Origin of the sequence: Streptomyces brevispora, from assembly GCF_007829885.1 — a bacterium.
Taxonomy (GTDB): domain Bacteria; phylum Actinomycetota; class Actinomycetes; order Streptomycetales; family Streptomycetaceae; genus Streptomyces; species Streptomyces brevispora.
In genome coordinates, this window is the sequence record NZ_VIWW01000001.1 from 2,509,296 (window position 1) to 2,529,319 (window position 20,024).

The 20,024-nt window shown below is 67.8% G+C and carries 16 protein-coding genes; 4 read left to right on the forward strand and 12 right to left on the reverse strand.

The genetic code is table 11. From position 1 onward, the window contains the following. The first annotated feature begins 58 nt into the window (after nt 1-58). Both FHX80_RS35155 and FHX80_RS11495 read left to right on the forward strand, forming a co-directional pair. On the forward strand, nt 59-325 hold the full coding sequence (locus FHX80_RS35155; protein ID WP_208764785.1) for an MHYT domain-containing protein: 267 nt from the start codon (nt 59-61) through the stop codon (nt 323-325). A gap of 79 nt (nt 326-404) precedes the next feature. Continuing rightward, nucleotides 405-809 (forward strand): PLD nuclease N-terminal domain-containing protein, encoded by a 405-nt coding sequence (locus FHX80_RS11495; protein WP_145764104.1) that lies wholly within the window; start codon nt 405-407, stop codon nt 807-809. Nucleotides 810-925: 116 nt separating this feature from the next. Here the strand turns inward: FHX80_RS11495 and ccsB are convergent, their stop codons facing one another. The 7 genes from ccsB to hemL form a co-directional block, all read right to left on the reverse strand. Next, nucleotides 926-2,008 carry a c-type cytochrome biogenesis protein CcsB gene (gene ccsB, locus FHX80_RS11500; RefSeq protein ID WP_145764105.1) on the reverse strand — a complete coding sequence of 361 codons (1,083 nt, stop codon included), beginning with the start codon at nt 2,006-2,008 and terminating at the stop codon, nt 926-928. Continuing rightward, nucleotides 2,005-3,786: a cytochrome c biogenesis protein ResB gene (resB, locus tag FHX80_RS11505; protein ID WP_145764106.1), complete on the reverse strand. Its 1,782-nt coding sequence runs from the start codon at nt 3,784-3,786 to the stop codon at nt 2,005-2,007. Before resB ends, ccsB begins: the two co-directional genes overlap by 4 nt. A gap of 6 nt (nt 3,787-3,792) precedes the next feature. After that, nucleotides 3,793-4,515 carry a cytochrome c biogenesis CcdA family protein gene (locus FHX80_RS11510; RefSeq protein ID WP_145767230.1) on the reverse strand — a complete coding sequence of 241 codons (723 nt, stop codon included), beginning with the start codon at nt 4,513-4,515 and terminating at the stop codon, nt 3,793-3,795. A gap of 37 nt (nt 4,516-4,552) precedes the next feature. Then, entirely contained in the window at nt 4,553-5,158 is a 606-nt protein-coding gene (locus FHX80_RS11515) for a TlpA family protein disulfide reductase (protein ID WP_145764107.1), read from the reverse strand. Nucleotides 5,159-5,225: 67 nt separating this feature from the next. Beyond that, a complete protein-coding gene (locus FHX80_RS11520; RefSeq protein ID WP_145764108.1) occupies nt 5,226-6,479 on the reverse strand; it encodes a polysaccharide deacetylase family protein in 1,254 nt (417 codons plus the stop codon). 315 nt (nt 6,480-6,794) lie between these two features. Continuing rightward, nucleotides 6,795-7,496 carry a histidine phosphatase family protein gene (locus tag FHX80_RS11525; protein WP_145764109.1) on the reverse strand — a complete coding sequence of 234 codons (702 nt, stop codon included), beginning with the start codon at nt 7,494-7,496 and terminating at the stop codon, nt 6,795-6,797. Further along, nucleotides 7,493-8,809, reverse strand: a complete 1,317-nt coding sequence (gene hemL, locus FHX80_RS11530) for a glutamate-1-semialdehyde 2,1-aminomutase (protein ID WP_145764110.1) — start codon at nt 8,807-8,809, stop codon at nt 7,493-7,495. The genes FHX80_RS11525 and hemL overlap by 4 nt, the downstream gene beginning before the upstream one ends. A 129-nt stretch (nt 8,810-8,938) precedes the next feature. Between hemL and FHX80_RS11535 the strand changes: the two genes are divergently transcribed. Next, the gene (locus tag FHX80_RS11535; RefSeq protein ID WP_145764111.1) at nt 8,939-9,532 is read left to right on the forward strand and encodes a hypothetical protein; all 594 of its coding nucleotides are present in this window, start codon (nt 8,939-8,941) and stop codon (nt 9,530-9,532) included. 271 nt (nt 9,533-9,803) lie between these two features. On the opposite strand, the gene FHX80_RS11540 is transcribed toward FHX80_RS11535, so the two are convergent. The 5 genes from FHX80_RS11540 to FHX80_RS11555 all read right to left on the reverse strand — a co-directional run bounded on the left by FHX80_RS11540 (nt 9,804) and on the right by FHX80_RS11555 (nt 18,273). Then, entirely contained in the window at nt 9,804-10,262 is a 459-nt protein-coding gene (locus FHX80_RS11540) for a hypothetical protein (protein ID WP_145764112.1), read from the reverse strand. A 73-nt stretch (nt 10,263-10,335) separates the two neighbouring features. Next, nucleotides 10,336-10,608, reverse strand: coding sequence for a DUF6300 family protein (locus tag FHX80_RS35630; protein WP_244318226.1), 273 nt, complete (start codon nt 10,606-10,608; stop codon nt 10,336-10,338). A 9-nt stretch (nt 10,609-10,617) separates the two neighbouring features. After that, the gene (gene dnaE, locus FHX80_RS11545) at nt 10,618-14,205 is read right to left on the reverse strand and encodes a DNA polymerase III subunit alpha (protein ID WP_167523410.1); all 3,588 of its coding nucleotides are present in this window, start codon (nt 14,203-14,205) and stop codon (nt 10,618-10,620) included. Between the two features lie 454 nt (nt 14,206-14,659). Continuing rightward, nucleotides 14,660-15,946: an aldehyde dehydrogenase family protein gene (locus tag FHX80_RS11550; protein WP_145764113.1), complete on the reverse strand. Its 1,287-nt coding sequence runs from the start codon at nt 15,944-15,946 to the stop codon at nt 14,660-14,662. Further along, nucleotides 15,943-18,273: an MMPL family transporter gene (locus FHX80_RS11555; protein WP_167523500.1), complete on the reverse strand. Its 2,331-nt coding sequence runs from the start codon at nt 18,271-18,273 to the stop codon at nt 15,943-15,945. Before FHX80_RS11555 ends, FHX80_RS11550 begins: the two co-directional genes overlap by 4 nt. Before the next feature lie 509 nt (nt 18,274-18,782). Between FHX80_RS11555 and FHX80_RS11560 the strand changes: the two genes are divergently transcribed. Next, nucleotides 18,783-20,000, forward strand: coding sequence for an SDR family oxidoreductase (locus tag FHX80_RS11560; RefSeq protein ID WP_167523502.1), 1,218 nt, complete (start codon nt 18,783-18,785; stop codon nt 19,998-20,000). Nucleotides 20,001-20,024: the final 24 nt, after the last annotated feature.

The window sequence follows — 20,024 nt, forward strand, 5'->3', positions numbered from 1 at the left end:
GGGTCCGGCCGGCCGTGCGGCGTCCGTCCGACGCGTCACCCGTTCCTCCGGTTCGGACATCTCGTACGACAGCCCGCTGACGCTGCTGAGCCTCGCTGTCGCCACCGCCGTCACCGCCGTGGGCGTCTTCCTCGTCGGCCACCTGGGATCGCGGGTGAAGGTCCTGGCCGTGGCCGGAGTGCTCATGGGGCTGGGGGTCGCGGCCATGCACTACATCGGAATGGCCGCCATGCGGGTGCACGGCCGCATGCACTACGACACGGCGACCGTGGCCCTGTCCGTGCTCATCGCACCCGTACGCGTACCTGCTCGCCGTGGGGCGTAACCGCCACCGGCTACCCTTGGGGCCCGTCACCGGGGCGGGGCTCTGCCCCGCCAACTCTCCTCGGGGGGACTCTTCCACCATGCTCCGGGCCCTGATCTATCTCCTGCCGTTCGCGCTGACGATCTACGCGTTCATCGACTGCCTGAACACCCCGGAGGACGAGGCCAAGCACCTGCCGAAGGTGGCCTGGGTCTTCATCATCCTGCTGTTCTGGGTCGTCGGCCCGATCGTGTGGCTGGCCGCGGGCAAGATGCGCGAGGTGCCCGCCGACGGCCGTACGCCCTCCGAATGGCACCGCAGCCGGCGCAACCGGTGGGTGGCGCCGGACGACAACCCCGACTTCCTCAAGTCCCTGAAGGACGAGAACAAGAAGGACGAGTCGCTCCTGAAGGACTGGGAGGCGGACCTGCGCCGCCGGGAGGACGAGCTCAAGCGGCGCGACAGCGGGGCGGGTCCGGAGGGGTCGGCGCCGCCCGCCTCGTGACGCGGGAAGCGTCCTGTGCACGGACGGCTGCCCATACCCGCGGGACGGGGTGTGGGCAGCCGTTTGAACGAACCGGGCTGTCCGCGGGGTGCGTACCGCACCCGTGACGTGAGGTCTCAGACGCCGGCGTAGGAGTGCTTGCCGGTGACGAAGATGTTCACGCCGTAGTAGTTGAAGATCCAGCAGCCGAAGGCGATCAGCGCCAGGTAGGCGGCCTTGCGGCCCTTCCAGCCGGCGGTGGCGCGGGCGTGCAGGTAGCAGGCGTAGGCGACCCAGGTGATGAAGGACCAGACCTCCTTGGGGTCCCAGCCCCAGTAGCGGCCCCAGGCGTCTCCCGCCCAGATCGCGCCCGCGATGATCGTGAACGTCCACAGCGGGAAGACAGCCGCGTTGATCCGGTACGAGAACTTGTCGAGGCTCGACGCGGCGGGCAGCCGGGAGAGCACGGACTCGGCGAACGCGCCCGGCCGGCCCCCGTTGGCGAGCTTGCTCTCGTAGCTGTCGCGGAAGAGGTACATCAGGGTGGCGACCCCGCCGAGGAAGAACACGGCACCGCAGATGATCGCGGTGGAGACGTGGATCCACAGCCAGTACGAGTGCAGTGCGGGCACCAGTTGGTCGCTGGAGGTGTACAGCACGGTGGTCGCGATACCGAGGTCCAGCAGGACGACGGTGACCAGGATCAGCCCCATCCAGCGGACGTTCTTCCTCAGCGCCAGCAGGGTCAGGTACGTGCCGACCGCCACCGCCGAGAAGGTGATGGAGAACTCGTACATGTTGCCCCAGGGGGCACGCTCCACGGACAGGGCTCGGGTGATGACGCCGCCGGCCTGGACGAGGAAGGCGAGCACGGTCATGGAGACCGCGATCCGCCCGTAGAGGTCGCCCTTGAACGTGCCGCCGGCCGCGCCGGGCCCGTCCGGGACGTCGCGGGACCCGGCCGCGGAACGGGTGATGATCTTCGGCCGGTCCAGTACGGCGGTGGTCCCGGCCCTCTGCGCGACCTCCACCTTCACCGTCGCGGCGACGGCTTCCCGCGTGGTCAGCGCTGCGGCGGTGCGGCCGACCTTGCTGCGGCTGCCGAACACCCACTCCGCGATGTGCGCGAAGAAGGCCAGCGTGTAGACGGCCATCGACGAATAGATCAGCACATTGCTGGTGTGTGCCAGGTTCTCATTGGTTGCGGCGGCGAGATTCACTTCTCAGCCCCTTCGGAAGGTGCTACGGAGGACGCGTCGACGACGTCGGGGTCCGGATCGGGTTCGGGGTCGGTGTCAGGGCCGGGCGCGGTGGGCGCCACGGCGTTGAGCGTGACCGCGAGATCGGCCAGCTCCTCGGGAAGCTTCGCGGACTCGCTGCGGCCGAGCCCGGCCATCTCGACGACGGTGACGCCGTCGCTGCCGCGTACGGCCCGGACCCAGACCCGGCGCCGCTGGATGAACAGGGAACCGGCGAGACCGGCGATCGCACCGATGGCCCCGGTGAGCGCCCAGCCGCTGGCGGGCTGCTCCGAGATCTGGAAGCTGGCCCACTCGTCGAGGCCCTCGAAGGTGATCGAGCCGGCCCCGTCGGGCAGCTTCATCGTCTCGCCGATGAGCAGTCGCTGCTTGAGCTGCCCGCCCTTGGAGTCCTTGAACTCCTTCATCTTGCGCTTGTCCAGCTGGTACACGTTCTGCGCCAGCCCGGAGTCGGGTCCGAGGTAGCCGTGGAAGCCGTTGAGGGCCAGCACGGGCATGTCGGCGGCCGGGAACTGCGAGAACATCGTGCCCTTGCCGTTGCCCGCGAAGGTCGGCACGAAGAACGCCTGGAAACCGAGCTGGTCCCGCTTGCCGTTCTTGTCCCTGTAGCCGTCCAGGACCTTGATCGCACCGCTGGAGGTGACGTTGTTGTCGATCGGCAGCAACGGCACGGCGGCCTTGTAGACCTCCTTGCCCCTGCCGTCCTTGACGGAGACGACGGGCGCGTAGCCGTGGGCGTTGAGATAGACCTTGGTGCCGTCGACGACGAGGGGCTCGTTGACCTTGATGACGGACTTCTTCGGCTTGCCGTACGCGCCCTCGGAGTACGTGACATGCGCCTCGTAGGTGCGCGGCGTACCGATCTGCGGGCCGCTGCGCTCGTACGTGCCGATGAACTTGTCGAGGGTGAAGCTGAAGGGGACCAGCGAGTCGTTGTCGAAGAGCGATCCGGACTTGAAGTCGTCGTACTGGGTGATCGTGTTGGAGAAGCCGTCGCCCTCGACGATCAGCTTGCCGCCCTCGGACTTGAAGAGCTGACCCAGGGCGAAGGCCACCAGCATCACGATGAGCGCGATGTGGAACATCAGGTTCCCGGCCTCGCGCAGATAGCCCTTCTCGGCGGCGACCGCGTCCCCGTCGACATGGGCGCGGTAGCGGCGCTTGCGCATCATGCCGAGCGCGGCCTCGCGGACCTGCTCGGGATCGGCCTCGGTGCGCCAGGTGGTGTACGCGGGCAGCCTGGTCAGCCGCTTGGGGGCGCCCGGCGGGCGGCTGCGCAGCTGGCCGACGAAGGTGCCGGTGCGCGGCACGATGCAGCCGATGAGCGAGACGAACAGCAGGATGTAGATCGCGGAGAACCACACCGAGCTGTAGACGTCGAAGAACTGGAGCTTCTCGTAGATCGGCGAGACGGTGGTGTGCAGCCCCTTGAAGGTCTGCACCTTGAGCTCGTCGACGCTGTTCTGCGGGATCAGTGAGCCGGGGATGGCGCCGAGCGACAGCAGGAACAAGAGGATCAGCGCGACCCGCATGGAGGTGAGCTGCCGCCAGAACCAGCGGACCCAGCCGATGATCCCCATGGCCGGCAGAGCGGCCAGGGACTCCTCGCGCGGGGCGGTGGAGAGCTGGGAACCGGCGGCGCCGAGCTCACGGGCGGTGTCCCGGTCCTGCTCGGCGCGCACCTCCCGCTCGTCGGGGCGCTCGCGCTCCTGGGGCGGGTTGGACTTGGTGTTGCTCATTGGAACTCAGATCCCCACACTGAAGCCGTCGGACCAGCCCTGCAATTCCTGCATCATGCTGCCCCACGCGCCGGTCAGCAGGAGCAGCCCGGTCACGATCATCATGCCGCCGCCGATGCGCATGACCCAGGCGTAGTGGCTCTTGACCCAGCTGAACGCGCCGAGCGCCTTGCGGAAGGCGACGGCGGCGAGCACGAAGGGCAGACCGAGCCCGAGACAGTAGGCGACGGTCAGTATCGCTCCGCGTCCGGCGGTTCCCTGGTCCATCGCGAGGATGCTCACCGAGCTGAGCGTCGGCCCCAGGCAGGGCGTCCAGCCGATCCCGAAGAGCGCGCCCAGCAGCGGGGCTCCCACCAGGCCGGTCACCGGCTTCTTGTGGATACGGAACTCACGCTGCGTCATCCACGGCATCAGGCCCATGAAGAAGATCCCCATGAGGATCATCAGCACACCGAGCACCTTGGTGAGCGGTCCGCTGTTCGCCTGGAGCGTGTCGCCGAAGTATCCGAAGAGCGCGCCGCCGGAGACGAACACGGCGGTGAAGCCGAACACGAAGAGCGAGGCACCGGCGACCATGCGCCCGCGTCGGGCGTCCGCCAGATCCGCGCCGCTGACCCCGGTGACGTAACTGAGGTAACCGGGGACGAGCGGCAGGACACACGGCGAGAAGAAGGAGACGAGCCCCCCGAGCACGGCGATGGGCAGGGCGACCAGCAGGGCCCCGCTCATGACGGTGTGGTTGGTTTCGGCGAGGATGATCACCTGATCACTTCTCCGCGATCAACGGGTCGATCATCTTGTGCAGCTCGGTGTCGTCGATCCCGGTCAGGGTGCGCGCCGCGATCTTCCCGTCCCGGTCGATGACGACGGTCGACGGGATGGACTGCGGCTTGAGCGTGCCCTTGGGAAAGCGGAGCAGGAGCTTCCCGGTCGGGTCGTAGAAGCTCGGGTAGGCGACCCCGAAGTCCTTCTCGAAGCTGATCGCCGGGCCGCGCTGCGAATCGCGGGTGTTGATCCCGAGGAACTGGACGTCCTCGGCGGTGGCCTTGGCCACCTTGGTGAAGTACTTCGCCTCCAGGCGGCAGGGGCCGCACCATGAGCCCCACACGTTCAGGACGACGACCTTGCCCTTGTAGTCGGCGAGGCTGAGCTGCTTACCGTCCAGGCTCTCGCCCTCGAGCTTCGGAGCGGCGACACGGTCACCCCTGGCCACCGTGGAGATTCCGCCGCTGCCCGTGACGAAGTGCGTATCGCCACCGCCGCCGGTCTTGTTGCCCGTGCCGCACGCGCTCAGCGTCAGCGCGAGCGCGACGGCCGCCGCGGGGGCGGCGAGCAGGGTGAAGCGGCGTCGGGATGCGCGGCCATGGCTCATGTGAAAAGTTTCGCATGACCGTTTCGAGGATCTTGGGCACCCCCCTCGGTGCCCGTAAAGCCCGTTGTCAGGCTTGTTTAAAGAAGGCGTTCCAGCCGCCCGCGGGCGCCTCTCCGACCTCCAGAGTGCGGAGCTTCGCGAGTACCGCCGGGTCCTGGACGTCGAGCCAGTCGACGAACTGCCGGAAGGAGACGAGGCGCACATCCGGCTTCCCCGCGATGTACTTGAGCGCGTCCTCGACCGCATCCATGTAGATGCCGCCGTTCCACTCCTCGAAATGGTTTCCGATGTAGAACGGGGCGCGGTTCGTCTCGTACGTGCGCTTGAAACCGCCGATGTACGACTGGGTGGCCTGTTCGCGCCAGCCCGGATACCGGGACGGCATTCCCTTGGTCGAGTTATTCGACTGGTTGGCCAGGATGTTGTAGTCCATCGAGAGGACCTCGAAGCCGTGCCCGGGGAAGGGGATGCCCTGGAGCGGCAGGTCCCAGATGCCCATGCGCTTCGAGGGCCACACCTGTGTGCCGCCGGGCGAGCTGGCGTCGTAGCGCCAGCCGAGCTTCTTCGCCGTGGGCAGCAGATTCTCCTGTCCGAGCAGACAGGGGGTGCGGCCGCCGATGAGTTCCTTGCGGTAGTCGAAGGGCAGCGGATCGAGGTCGGTCCAGCCGCTGTTGGTGCGCCACTCGGTGACGAAGGAGACCGACTGATCGATTTCGCTCTGCCACTGGGAGGCGGACCAGTTCTCGACAGATCCGGAACCGCCGCAGAAATGCCCGTTGAAGTGGGTGCCGATCTCATGGCCGTCGAACCAGGCCTGGCGTACGTTCTTCAGCGTCGCCTTGATGTGATCGTCGGTGAGGTATCCGATGTCGGAGGCGCCGATGGGGTTGTTGGGCGGACGGTAGAGGGATTTCTTCGATTCGGGCAGCAGATAGAGACCGGAGAGGAAGAAGGTCATCGCCGCGTTGTGTTCCTTGGCGAGTTTCAGGAAACGCGGGAACAGCCCATTGCCGACCTCGCCGGCACCGTCCCAGGAAAAGATCACGAACTGCGGCGGCGTCTGCCCCGGTTCGAGCGCGACCGGCGCGGCCGGCTGATGCGGCTGCTTTCCGGTGTCCGCGGTGGAACCGTCCCCGATGGCCCTGACGTCCTTCTTCGCGGGTCCGGTCCCCTTGACGGCACCGTCGGCACCCTTCGCGGTCTTGTCCGGCCCCGCCCGGCCGGTGTCGGCGGAGTCGGACGAACTGCAGCCCGCCACCCCGATGGCGGCCGCGGCCCCAAGCCCGGCTCCGAGCAAACCCCTTCGGCTGATGTCACGCATGCGGTTCCCATCTGCGGTCGTTTTGCCTCAAGTCCATACAAACTGCCAGAGGCTTAGATGGGCGAAACAACACGAGGGTTCCCCGAATAGCACACGATTCTTTGCGTAACCAGCCCCCAGCCATGACCGAACGCAAGACCGAATGCCCACGGCCCACGACCCGAAACTCACGGCCCGTGAAACGGCAGGGCGAAACCCCCGACGGCCGGGTTCCGGCCGTCCGGTCCGGACAGATCAAGCCGGTCCGGTGTCCGAGGACAGAACACCGGCCGGGGGCGCCCCGCAGCCGACACGGGGCCCCCGACCCGGGAGCGACTATGCGCCGAACCCCTTGGACGCACCCTTCACCGGCTTCGCCCCCGCCAGCAGATGCGCAGGCACCAGATCCCGCGCCGGCTCCGAGTACCCGACGGACACGATCTTGTCCCCCTGGTACGTGAAGCTGGTCAGCGAGGCGAGCGTGCACTGCCGCTTGCGCGGGTCGTGCCACAGCCGCCGCCGCTCCACGAAGCTCCGCACGATCCAGATCGGCAGCTGATGGCTGACGCACACCGCCTCGTGCCCACGGGCCGCGTCACGCGCCGCGTCCAGGGCGCCCATCATCCGGACGACCTGCTCGATGTACGGCTCGCCCCAGGACGGCCGGAACGGGTTCGTCAGGTGCTTCCAGTTGTCCGGCTTGCGCAGCGCCCCGTCGCCGACGCCGAACGTCTTGCCCTCGAAGACGTTGGCGGCCTCGATGAGCCGCCCGTCGGTGGCGAGGTCCAGGCCGTGCGCCTTGGCGATGGGAGTCGCCGTCTCCTGGGCGCGCTCCAGCGGGGAGGCGACGACGTGCGTGATGTCGCGCTTCTCCAGGTGCTCGGCGACCCGGTCGGCCATCTGCCGGCCGAGCTCGGAGAGGTGGAAGCCGGGGCGGCGCCCGTACAGCACGCCGTCCGGGTTGTGCACCTCTCCGTGACGCATCAGGTGGACGACGGTGATGTCCTGGCGATCCGTACTGCTGCTGGTCTCGCTCATGCGGTGGCCTCCGATGCGGCGCGGGCTGCGGCGGGCAGCGCGGCGGCGATCCGCTCCACCGCCCGGGTGTCGTGGGCGGTGGAGACGAACCACGACTCGAACGCCGACGGCGGCAGATAGACGCCCTGCGCCAGCATCGAGTGGAAGAACGGGGTGAAGCGGAAGGCTTCCTGCTGCTTGGCGTCCTCGTAGTCACGGACCGGCCGGTCCGTGAAGAACACGGAGAACATGTTGCTCGCCGCCTGCACGGTGTGCGCGACCCCCTCCTTGGTCAGGGCCTCGCTCACCAGCCCCCGGAGCTCCGCGGAGACCGCGTCCAGCTTGGTGTACGCGGCGTCGTCCAGCAGGCGCAACTGGGCGAGACCGGCGGCGGTCGCGACCGGGTTCCCGGAGAGGGTGCCCGCCTGGTAGACCGGGCCGGCCGGGGCCAGGTGCGCCATCACGTCTGCGCGCCCGCCGAAGGCCGCGGCCGGGAAGCCGCCGCCCATCACCTTGCCGAAGGTCATCAGGTCGGGCCGCACCCCGTCGACGCCGAACCAGCCGGCCTTCGACGTACGGAACCCGGTCATGACCTCGTCGGAGATGTACAGCGCGCCGTTGGCGGCGCAGATCTCCTTGAGCCCGGCGTTGAAACCGTCCAGCGGCGGTACGACGCCCATGTTGCCCGGCGACGCCTCGGTGATCACGCAGGCGATCTCGCCGGGCTGCGCGGCGAACGCGGCCCGCACGGCGTCCAGGTCGTTGTACGGCACCACGATCGTGTCGCCGGCCTGGGCGCCGGTGACCCCCGGCGTGTCCGGCAGCCCGAAGGTCGCCACCCCGGACCCGGCGGCGGCGAGCAGCGCGTCGACGTGACCGTGGTAACAACCGGCGAACTTCACGATCTTCGCCCGGCCGGTGAAACCGCGGGCCAGGCGGATGGCGGACATGGTCGCCTCGGTGCCGGACGACACGAGCCGTACCTGCTCCACCGGCTCGACCCGGGCGACGATCTCCTCGGCGAGGGCGACCTCGCCCTCGCCGGGCGTACCGAACGAGGTGCCGCGGGCGACAGCCTCCTGAACTGCGGCGATGACCTCGGGGTGGGAATGGCCGAGAATCATCGGCCCCCACGAACACACGAGGTCGACGTACTCACGGCCGTCGGCATCGGTGAGGTACGGACCGGTACCGGACACCATGAAGCGGGGCGTACCGCCCACGGCCCGGAAGGCACGTACGGGAGAGTTCACGCCGCCGGGCGTCACGAGGGACGCGCGGTCGAAAAGCGTCTGCGAAACTGGGGCGTCATAGGGAAAGCTCACACATGCCATGGTGTCAGAGCCACGGACAGTCTTGCGGACAGGTGTTTCACCGCACGCCCGTGGGGGAGGTCACTGACACGATGATCGGGTTGCGCGGCGGGGGCCGTGTCTCCTAGTTAGTAGTCGGGTGGATGAGATATGCATCGCGGTGGCGGAGTGGGCGAAGGGACCGACGACCTGGGGCCCGAGCCTGCCCGGCGAGGGCGGCACCGGCGCGAGGCTGAGCGCAGGCAGGGCATACAGGCCGGCGGTGCGCAGGTCGGTGGCGGAGCCGAAAGCAGGAGTGGTGGCCGGGTGGGGGTGACCTACAAGTACTTCGGGGCTCCCGACGGGGCCACTGCCGCACGTGTGCCCATTTCCATGCGCCCGGAGGAGCTCGGCGGCGACGAACTGGGCATGGGCGGCATGTTCAGCAAGATCAAGCCGGAGACGGTGGCCGCGATGGTCCTCACCGGCATACAGGGCATACCCCTGCACAAGGTCCCGCCGCTGGAGCTGGTCGTCCTGCACCCCGACTACGCGGTGGTCAGGCTCCCCATGACGGTCGTGGACCCGCTGCGCGGCGTCGGCGAGGAGTCGGTGGGCGCCGCGGCCTTCATCTGGTCCACCGTCCCGGACCGCGGCGGCCCCCGCGATGCGTACAACGTCTACCAACTGCTCCACGAGTGGCAGGACTTCTCGCACCGGCTGCATGATGCGGGGCATCAGGCGTACTGCCTGGTGTGGCCCTGAGCCGGGGTTCCTGGGGAGATGGGTGGGGTTATTTCGGACCCCACCCATGACAGTGCCTGAGATAGCCTTCAGGCCGGTCGAGCCGGCCTGGAGCGCGGTACCGGTGCTACCACCGGCCCGTCTCCCCGGGCCGCGCGCCGAACCCGGCATGCCCGTTACCGAGTACCGGGCTCTCCGCCGTTGTTGCCGTGGGTTGTCTCCCTCGGGCGCTCGCCCATGGAGTGGGGAGCGGCCCGGTACAGGCGATTCGGGCCTGTACCGGGCTACCGGCCTACGTGCAGCCCCCAGCCGGGTCAGGTGCGACATTGGTTGGGGTCGTCCCCCTCAAAAGCGCTCGTGTTCGCTTGAGGACGGTCGTGTGGGATATCCCGAGATCGGCCGCAATGCTCCGGGCCGACTCACCGGCCGATCGCCGTGCCGCCATGGCTGCGTCCGAGAGTTCGAGGCCCCGGTGTCCGACGGTCCGCCGGACACCCTTCTCGTCCAGCCGCTTCGCCACGGTGTGCCGACTCACACCGAGATCTTCGGCGATGACCTGGATCTGCTCACGCCCCTCCGTGTAGCGCAGGGCGATTTCGTCGTTCGACAGCGGTAGCACCAGACGATTGCCACGACGCGGTACGTCATGTCGGCTCAGAACGCGGAGAATCGTCCGCGTACTCACCCCGTACGCCGCGCCCAACGCGCTTGCGGACTCATGATCCTCGTAGCGCTCGATGATGTCCTGCACCGGCAGCTCGGACGGCTGAGTCGAGGGCGGGTCCCCCCACGCATTCATCGTTGGTCTCTGCCGGCAGGCTTCTTCACAGCTCGCCACGCCGGAATTGCTCCTCCAGTACCGCCAGGTCGGCGGTGTTGACCCGTCTGTTCCGCACGCCTTCTCCCCAGTCGCCGACGAGTTCGGCAAAGACCTCGACGTTCGCCATGTCCAGCTGTCCATCAACCGCGAAGAGGGCCAGCGGGTTCTCTGCCGCCGGCACGCCCCTCTCGCACCGCGGGCACAGAAGCGCCTGCCGCCGGCTGCGGACCTCCTGGCCGCGCGGCCGGCGGCTCGTCCACTTGGACGTCGATCTCATCTGGGCCAGTCACACAACGCCGACCCAGACGTCCGCGCCAAGCGTGCCCTTGATGTCGGATGCCACCTGCGTGGGATCCACCTCGAAGCCGAGAGCGTAGACGACCGTCTTGCCGGGGGCCAGCACCTGGAGCCGAACCGGGCTGTCTCCCTTGTGCGCCGAGAGGATGCGCTTCAGCTCCTGGACTGTGGGTTCGTTGATCCGGTGGGAACGCAACTGGAGTCGAACGGGAGGCTTCCCACCGCTCTCGGCAGACGACACATCCAGCACTTCCAGCTCTTGGCCCGCGATACTGACCACGCCATCACGGTCATTGAGCCGGCCTGCGACGGAAACCACGCTGTCTGGAATCAAGGCGTGCTGCACCAGCGCGTACGAGGCCGGGAAGTAGAGGACTTCCATCTCTCCGTCACGGTCCGCCAGGTTGACGATCGCCCAGGCGTTTCCCTGCTTGGTCATGCGGCGGTCGACGCTCGTGATGAGCCCGGCGAGCTTCACCATGCCCTCGGTCCGGCCTGATCCAAGGAGTTCACTGATCGTGGTGTCTCGGTGGCGGGACAGGATGTGTTCGGTGCCGTCCAATGGGTGGGCCGAGACATACATTCCGAGCATCTCCCGCTCGGTGGCAAGCAGTTGCTTGCGTGGCCACTCAGAGTCGTCGATCTTGAAGTCCAGGCCGAATGCAGGGGCGTCATCGCTTCCACCCAGGTCGCCGAAAAGATCGTCCTGGCCGATTGCCGCTTGCTTCTTCACCGGGATGATGGAGTCGATGGCGTCCTCGTGGATCGCGGACAGTCCCTTGCGGGAGTGGCCGAGCGAGTCGAAGGATCCCCCCTTGATCAGAGATTCCACGGCTCGCTTGTTGAGAGCGCCGATGTCGGCCTTGTCGAGGAAGTCCGCGAAGGAGGAGAATTTCCCCTGCGACTTTCGGGTGGCGACCAGGGACTCGATCACGTTCTCACCGACATTGCGGATGGAACGCAGACCGAAGCGGACGCTGTCGCCGATGGCTGTGAAGTTGCCGATGGACTCGTTCACATCCGGGGGCAGAACCTGCACACCCATCTTGCGTGCATCGGCCAGGTAGATGCCGGCCTTGTCCTTGTCGTCACCGACAGAGGTGAGGAGGGCAGCCATGTACTCGGCCGGGAAATTCGCCTTGAGGTAGGCGGTCCAGAACGACACCAGCCCGTAGCCGGCGGTGTGACTCTTGTTGAACGCGTAGCCCGAGAAGGGGAGCATGACGTCCCACAGAGCCTTGATCGACTCTTCGGAGTACCCGTTGTCCTTCATGCCGCCGTGGAACTTCTCCCACTCCGCAGCAAGTACCTCGGGCTTCTTCTTACCCATGGCTCGGCGCAACAGGTCTGCGCCGCCGAGGGTGTACCCGGCAAGCTGCCGGGCGATGGCCATGATCTGCTCCTGGTAGACGAGCAGGTGGAACGTGTTGCCGAGAATGGGTTCCAGCGCGTCCTGCAGCTCAGGATGGATCGGCGCGATCTCTTGGCGGCCGGTCTTGCGATGCGCATAGTTGGTGTGCGCGTTGGCCGCCATCGGGCCAGGCCGGTAGAGGGCAAGGGCGGCCGCGATGTCTTCGAACCGAGTCGGTTCCATCAGCTTCAGAAGAGTGCGCATGCCACCGCCGTCAAGCTGGAAAACGCCGAAGGTGTCACCTCGGGCCAAGAGCTTGTACGTGGTGGCGTCGTCCAGCGGAATCGGCTGATCACCATTCTGCGGGACAGTGTCCGTGGTGATGCTGAGTCCGCGGTTCTCGCGAATATTCTGGATCGCATGGTCAATCACACCGAGGTTTCGCAGGCCAAGAAAGTCCATCTTGACCAGCCCCATGTCCTCACAGCTGGGGTAGTCGAAACCAGTGATCTTCACGCCATCCTTGGCGCGCATGTGCAAGGGGATTCGGTCGGTGAGCCGTGTCTTGGAAAGAATGACCGCAGCCGCGTGAACGCCCGTGTTGCGAATCAGTCCCTCGACGCCCTTCGCGCCGTCCACGACCTTCTTGACATCCAGCTCGTTCTCGTACAGAGCTCGAATTTCCCCGGCTTCCCCATAGCGGGGGTGGGAGGAATCGAAAATTCCGTTGATGGGAATTGATTTTCCCATCACATCCGGCGGCAGTGCTTTCGTGATGCGCTCGCCATGGCTGAATGGATAGCCCAAGAGGCGCGACGTGTCCTTGATCGCGTTCTTGGCCTTCAATTTTCCGAAGGTGTTCACCATTGCCGTGAACTCGTCGCCGTATTTATCGACGACGTAGCGCACCATGCGGTCGCGGTGGCGGTCGTCGAAGTCAAGGTCGACGTCCGGCGGGTTGATGCGCTCGGGGTTCAGGAACCGCTCGAAAAGCAGGCCGTGTTCCAGGGGGCACAACTCAGTGATACGAGTGGCGTAGGCGACGATCGACCCGGTTGCCGAACCACGTCCGGGACCCACAGGGATCTTGTTGTCCCGGGCGTACTGGCAAATGTCGGCGACAACGAGGAAGTAGCTGCTGAAGCCCATCGGACCGATGACCTTCATCTCGGTCTCGAACCGCTCCATGACGTGATCGGGAACGGGAGAGCCGTAGCGCATTTCCAGACCCTTGATGCACTCACGGCGCAGGTAGGTCTCCTGAGTTTCTCCCTCCGGGACCTCCGGATACTGCGGCATCTCGTCTTCTGGCGCAAAGACTTCCTCATACGACTCGATGCGCTCCGCGATGAGCAGCGTGTTGTCGCATGCCTCGGGGATTTCCGAGAAGAGCTCCCGCATCTGGGCGGCCGTCTTGAGGTAATAGCCGCTTCCGTTGAATCGGAACCGCCCTGGATCGTCCTTGTTCTTGCCTACACCGATGCACAGGAGATTGTCGTGGGCATCGGCATGCTCCTCCAGGACGTAGTGCGCATCGTTCGTGGCCAGCAGCGGAATGTCCAGGTCCTTGGCCAGCCGGAGAAGATCCGCCCGGACGTTGCGCTCCAGGTCCAGGCCGTGGTCCATCAGCTCCAGGAAGTAGTTTTCCTTGCCCAGGATGTCCTGGTAAGAGGCCGCCACTTCCCGTGCTTCGTCGTACTGGTTCAGCCGCAGGCGGGTTTGGATGGCTCCGGACGGGCAGCCAGTCGTACCGATGATTCCCTCGGCATGCTCGGAGATCAGCTCCATGTCCATCCGGGGCTTGCCCGCGGGGAACTGTCCCGTGTAGCTGGCCTCGGTCGACAGGAAGAAGAGGTTCCGCAGCCCCTGGACGTTCCGTGCCCACATGGTCATGTGGGTGAAGCGGCCACCACCCGAAACGTCCTTCGAGCCCTCGCCATCGTCCGACATGGCCCGGACGCCGCCGGGGCCCCAGAACTCCTGCTTGCGGTTACGCCGCGAGGAGGGAGCGACGTACGCCTCGATGCCGATGATTGGCTTCACGCCATCGAAGCCCTTGGCCACCTGCTGGAACTCATACGCACCGAACATGTTTCCGTGATCGGACATCGCGATCGCCGGCATCTCCTGCCGGGCGACCTCCTCGAACATCGGCTTGAGCCGCTGGGCCCCGTCGAGCATCGAGTATTCGGTGTGATTGTGCAGGTGAACGAAGGAATCAGGCACCGGGTGCGCACCTCCAAGAGGGGACTGGGAAGAGCCCAGTTTATCTCCGGAGCGACGCTCGCCAGGTGCTTGACCGCCTGCTCCGAAATGGATCAGAGCGAGCAGAAACGATGACCTCGTCGTATGACTGAAAGTCGCTGCCTCAATCCCGTGTGTAGCGCGCGTCTGTCGGGAGCCGGCCCACGTTTGTCGCATCCTTGCGAGCCCGACCACTCCCCACGGATAGCCAAAGACGCCGTCTCGCGCGCTCTTCAACAGGCCGGGAGTACCCCGCCGGCGTACCGCTCGATGATTGGTGGCCCGTGACCGTGTGGCCTTGGTCGGCGGCTCTCTCTGGGCAGATCCGCTCCTCCATCCGCTCCACGAGTGGCAGGACTTCTCCCACCGGCCGCACGACTCTCGCCGGGCCCGCTGGTGCGTCCCCGGCCGTGTCCCCCGTTGTCCGTGATCCGGGTCAGAGGATGGCGGCCTTCTGGCCGTGCCGGGGGTGGCGGTTGATGTGGATGTCGTTGGCTGCGAGACAGGCGAACTGTCCGGTGAGGTAGCCGGAGCGGGCGTTCGTGATCAAAGTGGTGTGACGGCCGGTGTGACGGGCCAGTGCGAGAACGTCGGACCAGTGGCTGTAGCGCATCACGAGCGCGAGCGGACCGGGCGGAACGGTCGCCGGCAGTTCCGGGTCCAGGGCAGCGGTGGCGACGACGGCTTCGTGCAGGTACGGGGAGATGTCCGGTCGGGGGGTTCCGGTGAGGACCGGCCGGAAGGGACCGTCGGCGGTGACGCACCGGACGAAGTGGGCGAAGCTCTCGCTGGGGCGGCTCCCCGGAAGGCAGGACATCGCACCCGCCGGTAGTCGAGCGGCCGTAGCGGTGAGACGGCTCAGGAGTGCGTCGTGATGCCTGTCGTGGACCACGACGAGCGGGGCGGCTGTGCAACCCCGCCCGGCTCGGCCGAAGCAGGCGTGGCGGGCTTGGGTGACGGCCGTTCGCAGGTTGGCGTCGTGACGGACGACGAGCAGGCCGGGCCGGCGCGTTCCCGGGGTGGTCTCCGGGCAGCATCGGGGGACAACGGTGTCCACGTGTTCGTCGAGCACCGCGGCGGTGAGGGATCCGGGCGCCGCGACGACCATCTGCCAGGTCCCGGGGGGAAGACCGGATGCCGTTGCGGCCGCGCACAGCCGGGCGGCGAGCACGGCCGTGCGGGGGGAGACGTGGCTGATGACGGCGCTGCCGTTCAGGAGCGCGGGCACCGCGGCTTCGAGCAGGGAGACGAGGGGCCTGCAGTCGTCGGCGTGGGTGGCGACGGTCCCGGGCGGTTGCGGAGGCTGCCGACGGATGAAGGCGAGGGGGTCGGGGCGGGTGCGGCTGTGTCGCACGGTGCGCCGGGCGTCGCGGGACTCGGCTGTCGCGTCGGCGCCGCACAGGCCCGAGCCGTGGGCCAGGAGCGCACAGAGGTACGTCCGGTGCCGGGTGATCCAGGTGTGCAGGCCTGCGAGGACGTTCCTGCGGCAGCCGGCCGAGGACTGCGACCACATCTGCCGGGCGAGGGCGGCCGTGGCGATCGCCGTGAGAACGTCTGCGGGCGTGGAGTGGGGGATGGTGGCGGCCGGCCGGCCGGTCATCAGGCTGCGTACGTCGCTGACGGGTCCGGTGCCGCTGACGGCCATGGCGTGCTGGGCGGCGGCTGGCAGCGGACCGCCGAGGAGTGTGGTGGCGGTGAAGAGGGGTGGGGGCTGCCGGTTCATCGCTGTCCCTCCCCCGGTCGGCCGCCGGGGAGGAGTTCGGACGGTACGGGTGCGGGAGGCGCCGCCGGTCGGGGCACCCGCGAGACGGCGGGCAGGGTGGTGGGGCGCATGCGCCGGAAGCCTTTCGGCACCCACCAGTTGCCGGATCCGGCCAGTGCCATCACCGCGGGGACCAGCAGGGGCCGGATGAGCAGGGTGTCGATGAGCAGTGAGAGTGCGACGGTCACGCCGATGAGCTTGATCACGGTGATGTCGGCGGAGGCGAGAGCGAGCAGTACGGCGATGACGACGGCGGCGGAGGCCGTGAACAGCGGCGCGGCGGACTGCAGTCCGACCGCTGTCGCCCGGACCGTGTCGCGGGTGCGTGCGTGGGCTTCCCCGATACGGGAGAGCAGGAGGACTTCGTAGTCCATGGAGAGCCCGAATGCCAGGCAGATCGCCACCATCGGGGTCAGCAGGTCGGTGGTTCCGGTGACGGTGAAATCGCCCACCCATGAACGCAGATGGCCCTCCTGGAAGATCCAGACCATGCCCCCGGCGGTCGCCGTGAGGCTGAGGAGGTTCATCAGGAGTGCCTTGACGGGCAGGAAGAGGCTGCGGGTGAACAGCCCGAGGAGGGCCAGGGTGCAGAGGATGACCAGTGCGGCGGCGTAGGGGAGCCGTTGGGCGATGGCTGTTTTGATGTCGGACAGTTCCGCCGCCGGCCCGGCGAGCCGGACGGCGACCGGGGCGTCGGTGGCGCGTACGGAGCTCGCCAGCGCCGCACCGGCCGGGCCGTAAGCCGCCGGTGGGCCGCTCACGGCGACCCAGGTCCCGGCTGCCGCGCGGTGCCGGTCCGCGAGGTCGGCGCAAGTGGCGCGTCGGACGAGCGGATCCGTGGGGGCCGCCGGGCAACTCATGACGGAACGGCCGAGAACGTAGACGCCGGTGACGGTCCGCACGCCGGCAGCCCCCGGGAGGGCGGACAAGTGGAGTGCGTAGGAGTCCAGTTCGCGCAGGCTCCGTGGGGAGTCGGCCTGCCAGTGCGGCAGCACCACGTCGATGGGGGACCCCGCGACTGCGGGAAGGCCGGCGCGCAGGTCGCGTGCCGCGCTTGCCACGGGAGCGGTCGGGGGCAGGACGCGCTCGTCGCTGAGACCGAAGACGGCGCCGCGAAACGGCAGGGCAAGCGCGATCAGCACCAGCAGACCGCCGACGCTCACCGCAACGGGCCGCCGCATGACCGAGGTTGCCAGCCGGTACCACCGCCCGCGCTCCACCGGCCCCCGCAGGCGCCGACGCGCGAACCAGTCCGTGCCGGCCCGTCGTCCGCCGAGGCAGGACAGGGCCGCCGGGACGACCAGGAGCGCGGCGACGGCAGCCAGCGCCACGACCGCCAGCCCCGCCCAGGCGAGGGAGCGCAGGAAGTACAGCGGAAGGAGCAGCAGCCCGGTCAGGGCGGATCCGACGACCGCCGCGGACACCACGACGGTGCGGCCGCCGGTGATCATCATCCGCTGGATCGCGGCGTCGTGCGGTACGTCGGCGGCGCGTTCCTCACGGTAGCGGGCGACCAGGAACAGGCTGTAGTCGACGGCCATGGCCATGCCCACGGCGGTGGTGAGGTTCAGCGCGAACACCGACACCTCCGTCCATGCGGTCAGTGCGCGCAGCACCGCCATGGCGCCTGCCACGGCCACCGCGCCGACGAGCAGGGGCAGCAACGCCGCCCACAGACTCCCGAAGGCCCAGAGCAGGAGCAGCAACACAGCCGGGGTGGCGATGAGTTCGGCGGCGCGCAGATCCCGTCCGCTCTGGTCCTCGAGATCCTTCAGGGCTGCGGCCTGCCCCGTCGCCCTGACCTCCAGTGGTCCCTGGCGTCCCATGACTTCGGGGAGCAGCCGGTCCATCGCGGCGCGCACATCGCCGGCGCTGCCGTGCAGGCGCACCAGAGCAACGGCGGTGTGCCCGTCCGGCGTACGCAGCCGCTGCGTCAGCGCGTTCGCCGCGCCTGCTGCCGCGGGCGTTGCCGGTGTGCCGTGGCGAACGGCGCCGGTCCAGTAGGAGTCCACATCGGTGACGCGGTGGTCGGCGAGCAGGCGGGAGACCAGCCGCAGGCCGTTGCGCCGGGCTTCCGGCGCGTCGACCGTGCCCCGGGTGTGAGCCAGCAGGACTAAGTCGGGGGCGCCGCCGCCGAAACCCTCCATGGTCTTGTGGGTCACGGCGGAGGGCGCGGATCCTGGAACGAAGCCGCCGTTGACCAGCCGCCCGCTGACGTCGTATCCGGCCAGGGCGAAGAGCAGAGTCAGCGCCGCGGCCAGCAGCAGCACGCCGCGCCGCCATCGCACGGCGACGCGCCCTGTCGCGGCCAGCAGCCGGCCGGCGCCCTGGGGCGCTGCCCCACGTTGATGCGGTGCCTTTGTGTCTCGCGCGCCCATGCATCTCTCAATCCGGTTCGAGCCTCCCTCGGCTTCACCGTTCGGTTCGGTGTCGGCCACTCGGCCACTCGACCACTCGGCCGCTTGACCGCTTGACCGCTTGACCGCTTGACCGCTTCGGGTAGGCAATTTCACGGAAGGAACGAGGCGCAGCCGGTCCAGGGCACGGCCGGTTTCGCCCTCTCAGCGGTGAAAGGGCGCCGGTACCGGTGGCGTAATGAGCGTCTACAGCACTCTGATTGAAGAGGACATGCAAAGCGCACAGAAAGGGTCCCTCTTTGGAGTGGAACCGGGGCCCGGATAAGCCGTCTTTGACTAATTCGGGTGCTGCTGCGACTTCCGGCCGGTATAGGTTCGGGAGCTCGTGAGACAGAGCTCCGAGTGTGCAATCCACTCCACAGAGAATGCGAAGACGGGTCATGCCGGAAACGGTTCAATCGACCGAACGGGCCGCCGGTCTCCCGTACGAGAGGTCCGCCGGTTCCACGATCGCCTTGACCGGCGCCACCGGTTTCCTCGCCTCCCACCTGCTGTTGCGCCTGCTGCCACATGACGTCCGGGTGGTGGCCCTGGTGCGCAAGCCCCCGCAACGGGCCCTGTCCTCCCTTGCCTGCGCCCTGCGATCAGCGGGAGCACCGGAAGAGACCGTGCAACGGATCCCTCATCAGGTACGCGCCGTCCAGGTCGGTCTGGACCGCCCGCAACTAGGCCTGTCCGAAGCAGAATTCCGCACCATCTCAGACAGTGTCGATGCCGTATGGCACTGCGCCGCGCTCACCAAACTGCATGGCGCCGCCGAGGAACTGCACCGGACCAATGTGGAAGGCACCCGGCACATTCTCGCCCTGGCGACAGCCGGTGGCCGTAAACCGCCGCTGTTCCATGTCAGTACGGCATTCGTGGCCGGAGCACAGCTGGAAGGCGTCGTCCCGGAGCGGCAGTTGGATTCCGCTCACGGATTCCTCACTCCTTACGAGGAGTCCAAGCATCGCGCCGAGAATCTGGTCCACCGCTGGGCACGTGACAACGGCCGTTCCGCCACGATCTTTCGGCCCAGCGTGCTGCTGAGCGAACGCAGTGCACTGCCCCGGGCCCCTCAGCACACCTACGCCGTCCTGGCTGCCAAGCTCGCCCTCTTCCTTCGGCATTCGCTCCGCGACCTGCCGAGCCCGGCCCCTCCCCCGTCATCCGATCGCACGAGTCAACCAGCCTCCTTCGCGGATCAGTTGGTGGTCCGCCTGGTGGGCGCACCCGACTCCGGCATCAACCTGCTGCAGGTCGAGGACGCGGCACTGGCGATGCTGCGGCTGGCAGAGAACGCGCCCCGAGGCCCCGGGGCCCGTGTCCACCACATCGTGCACCCCGTCGAGACGCCCGTGGAACAGATCAATAACGCGCTGCAGCGGTCCACTCCCCGGCTTCGTCTGGAGCTGGTCACCAACCGCCCGGACCCCACGGGTCTGGAGCGCGCCATCGACCGGTTCGGGGCCGAGGCCACCGCCTACCTCGGGCTGCGCCGCCGCTACGAACGCAGCAGCCTGCGGGATCTGGAGTGCCGCCACCTGCTCAACCCGCCCGCACCCATCGACAGTTCCTATCTCGACGCCGCCCTCAGCCCGCCGCCCTCGGCCCACTGAGCCGGTCCGCCAGCACAGGAGTAA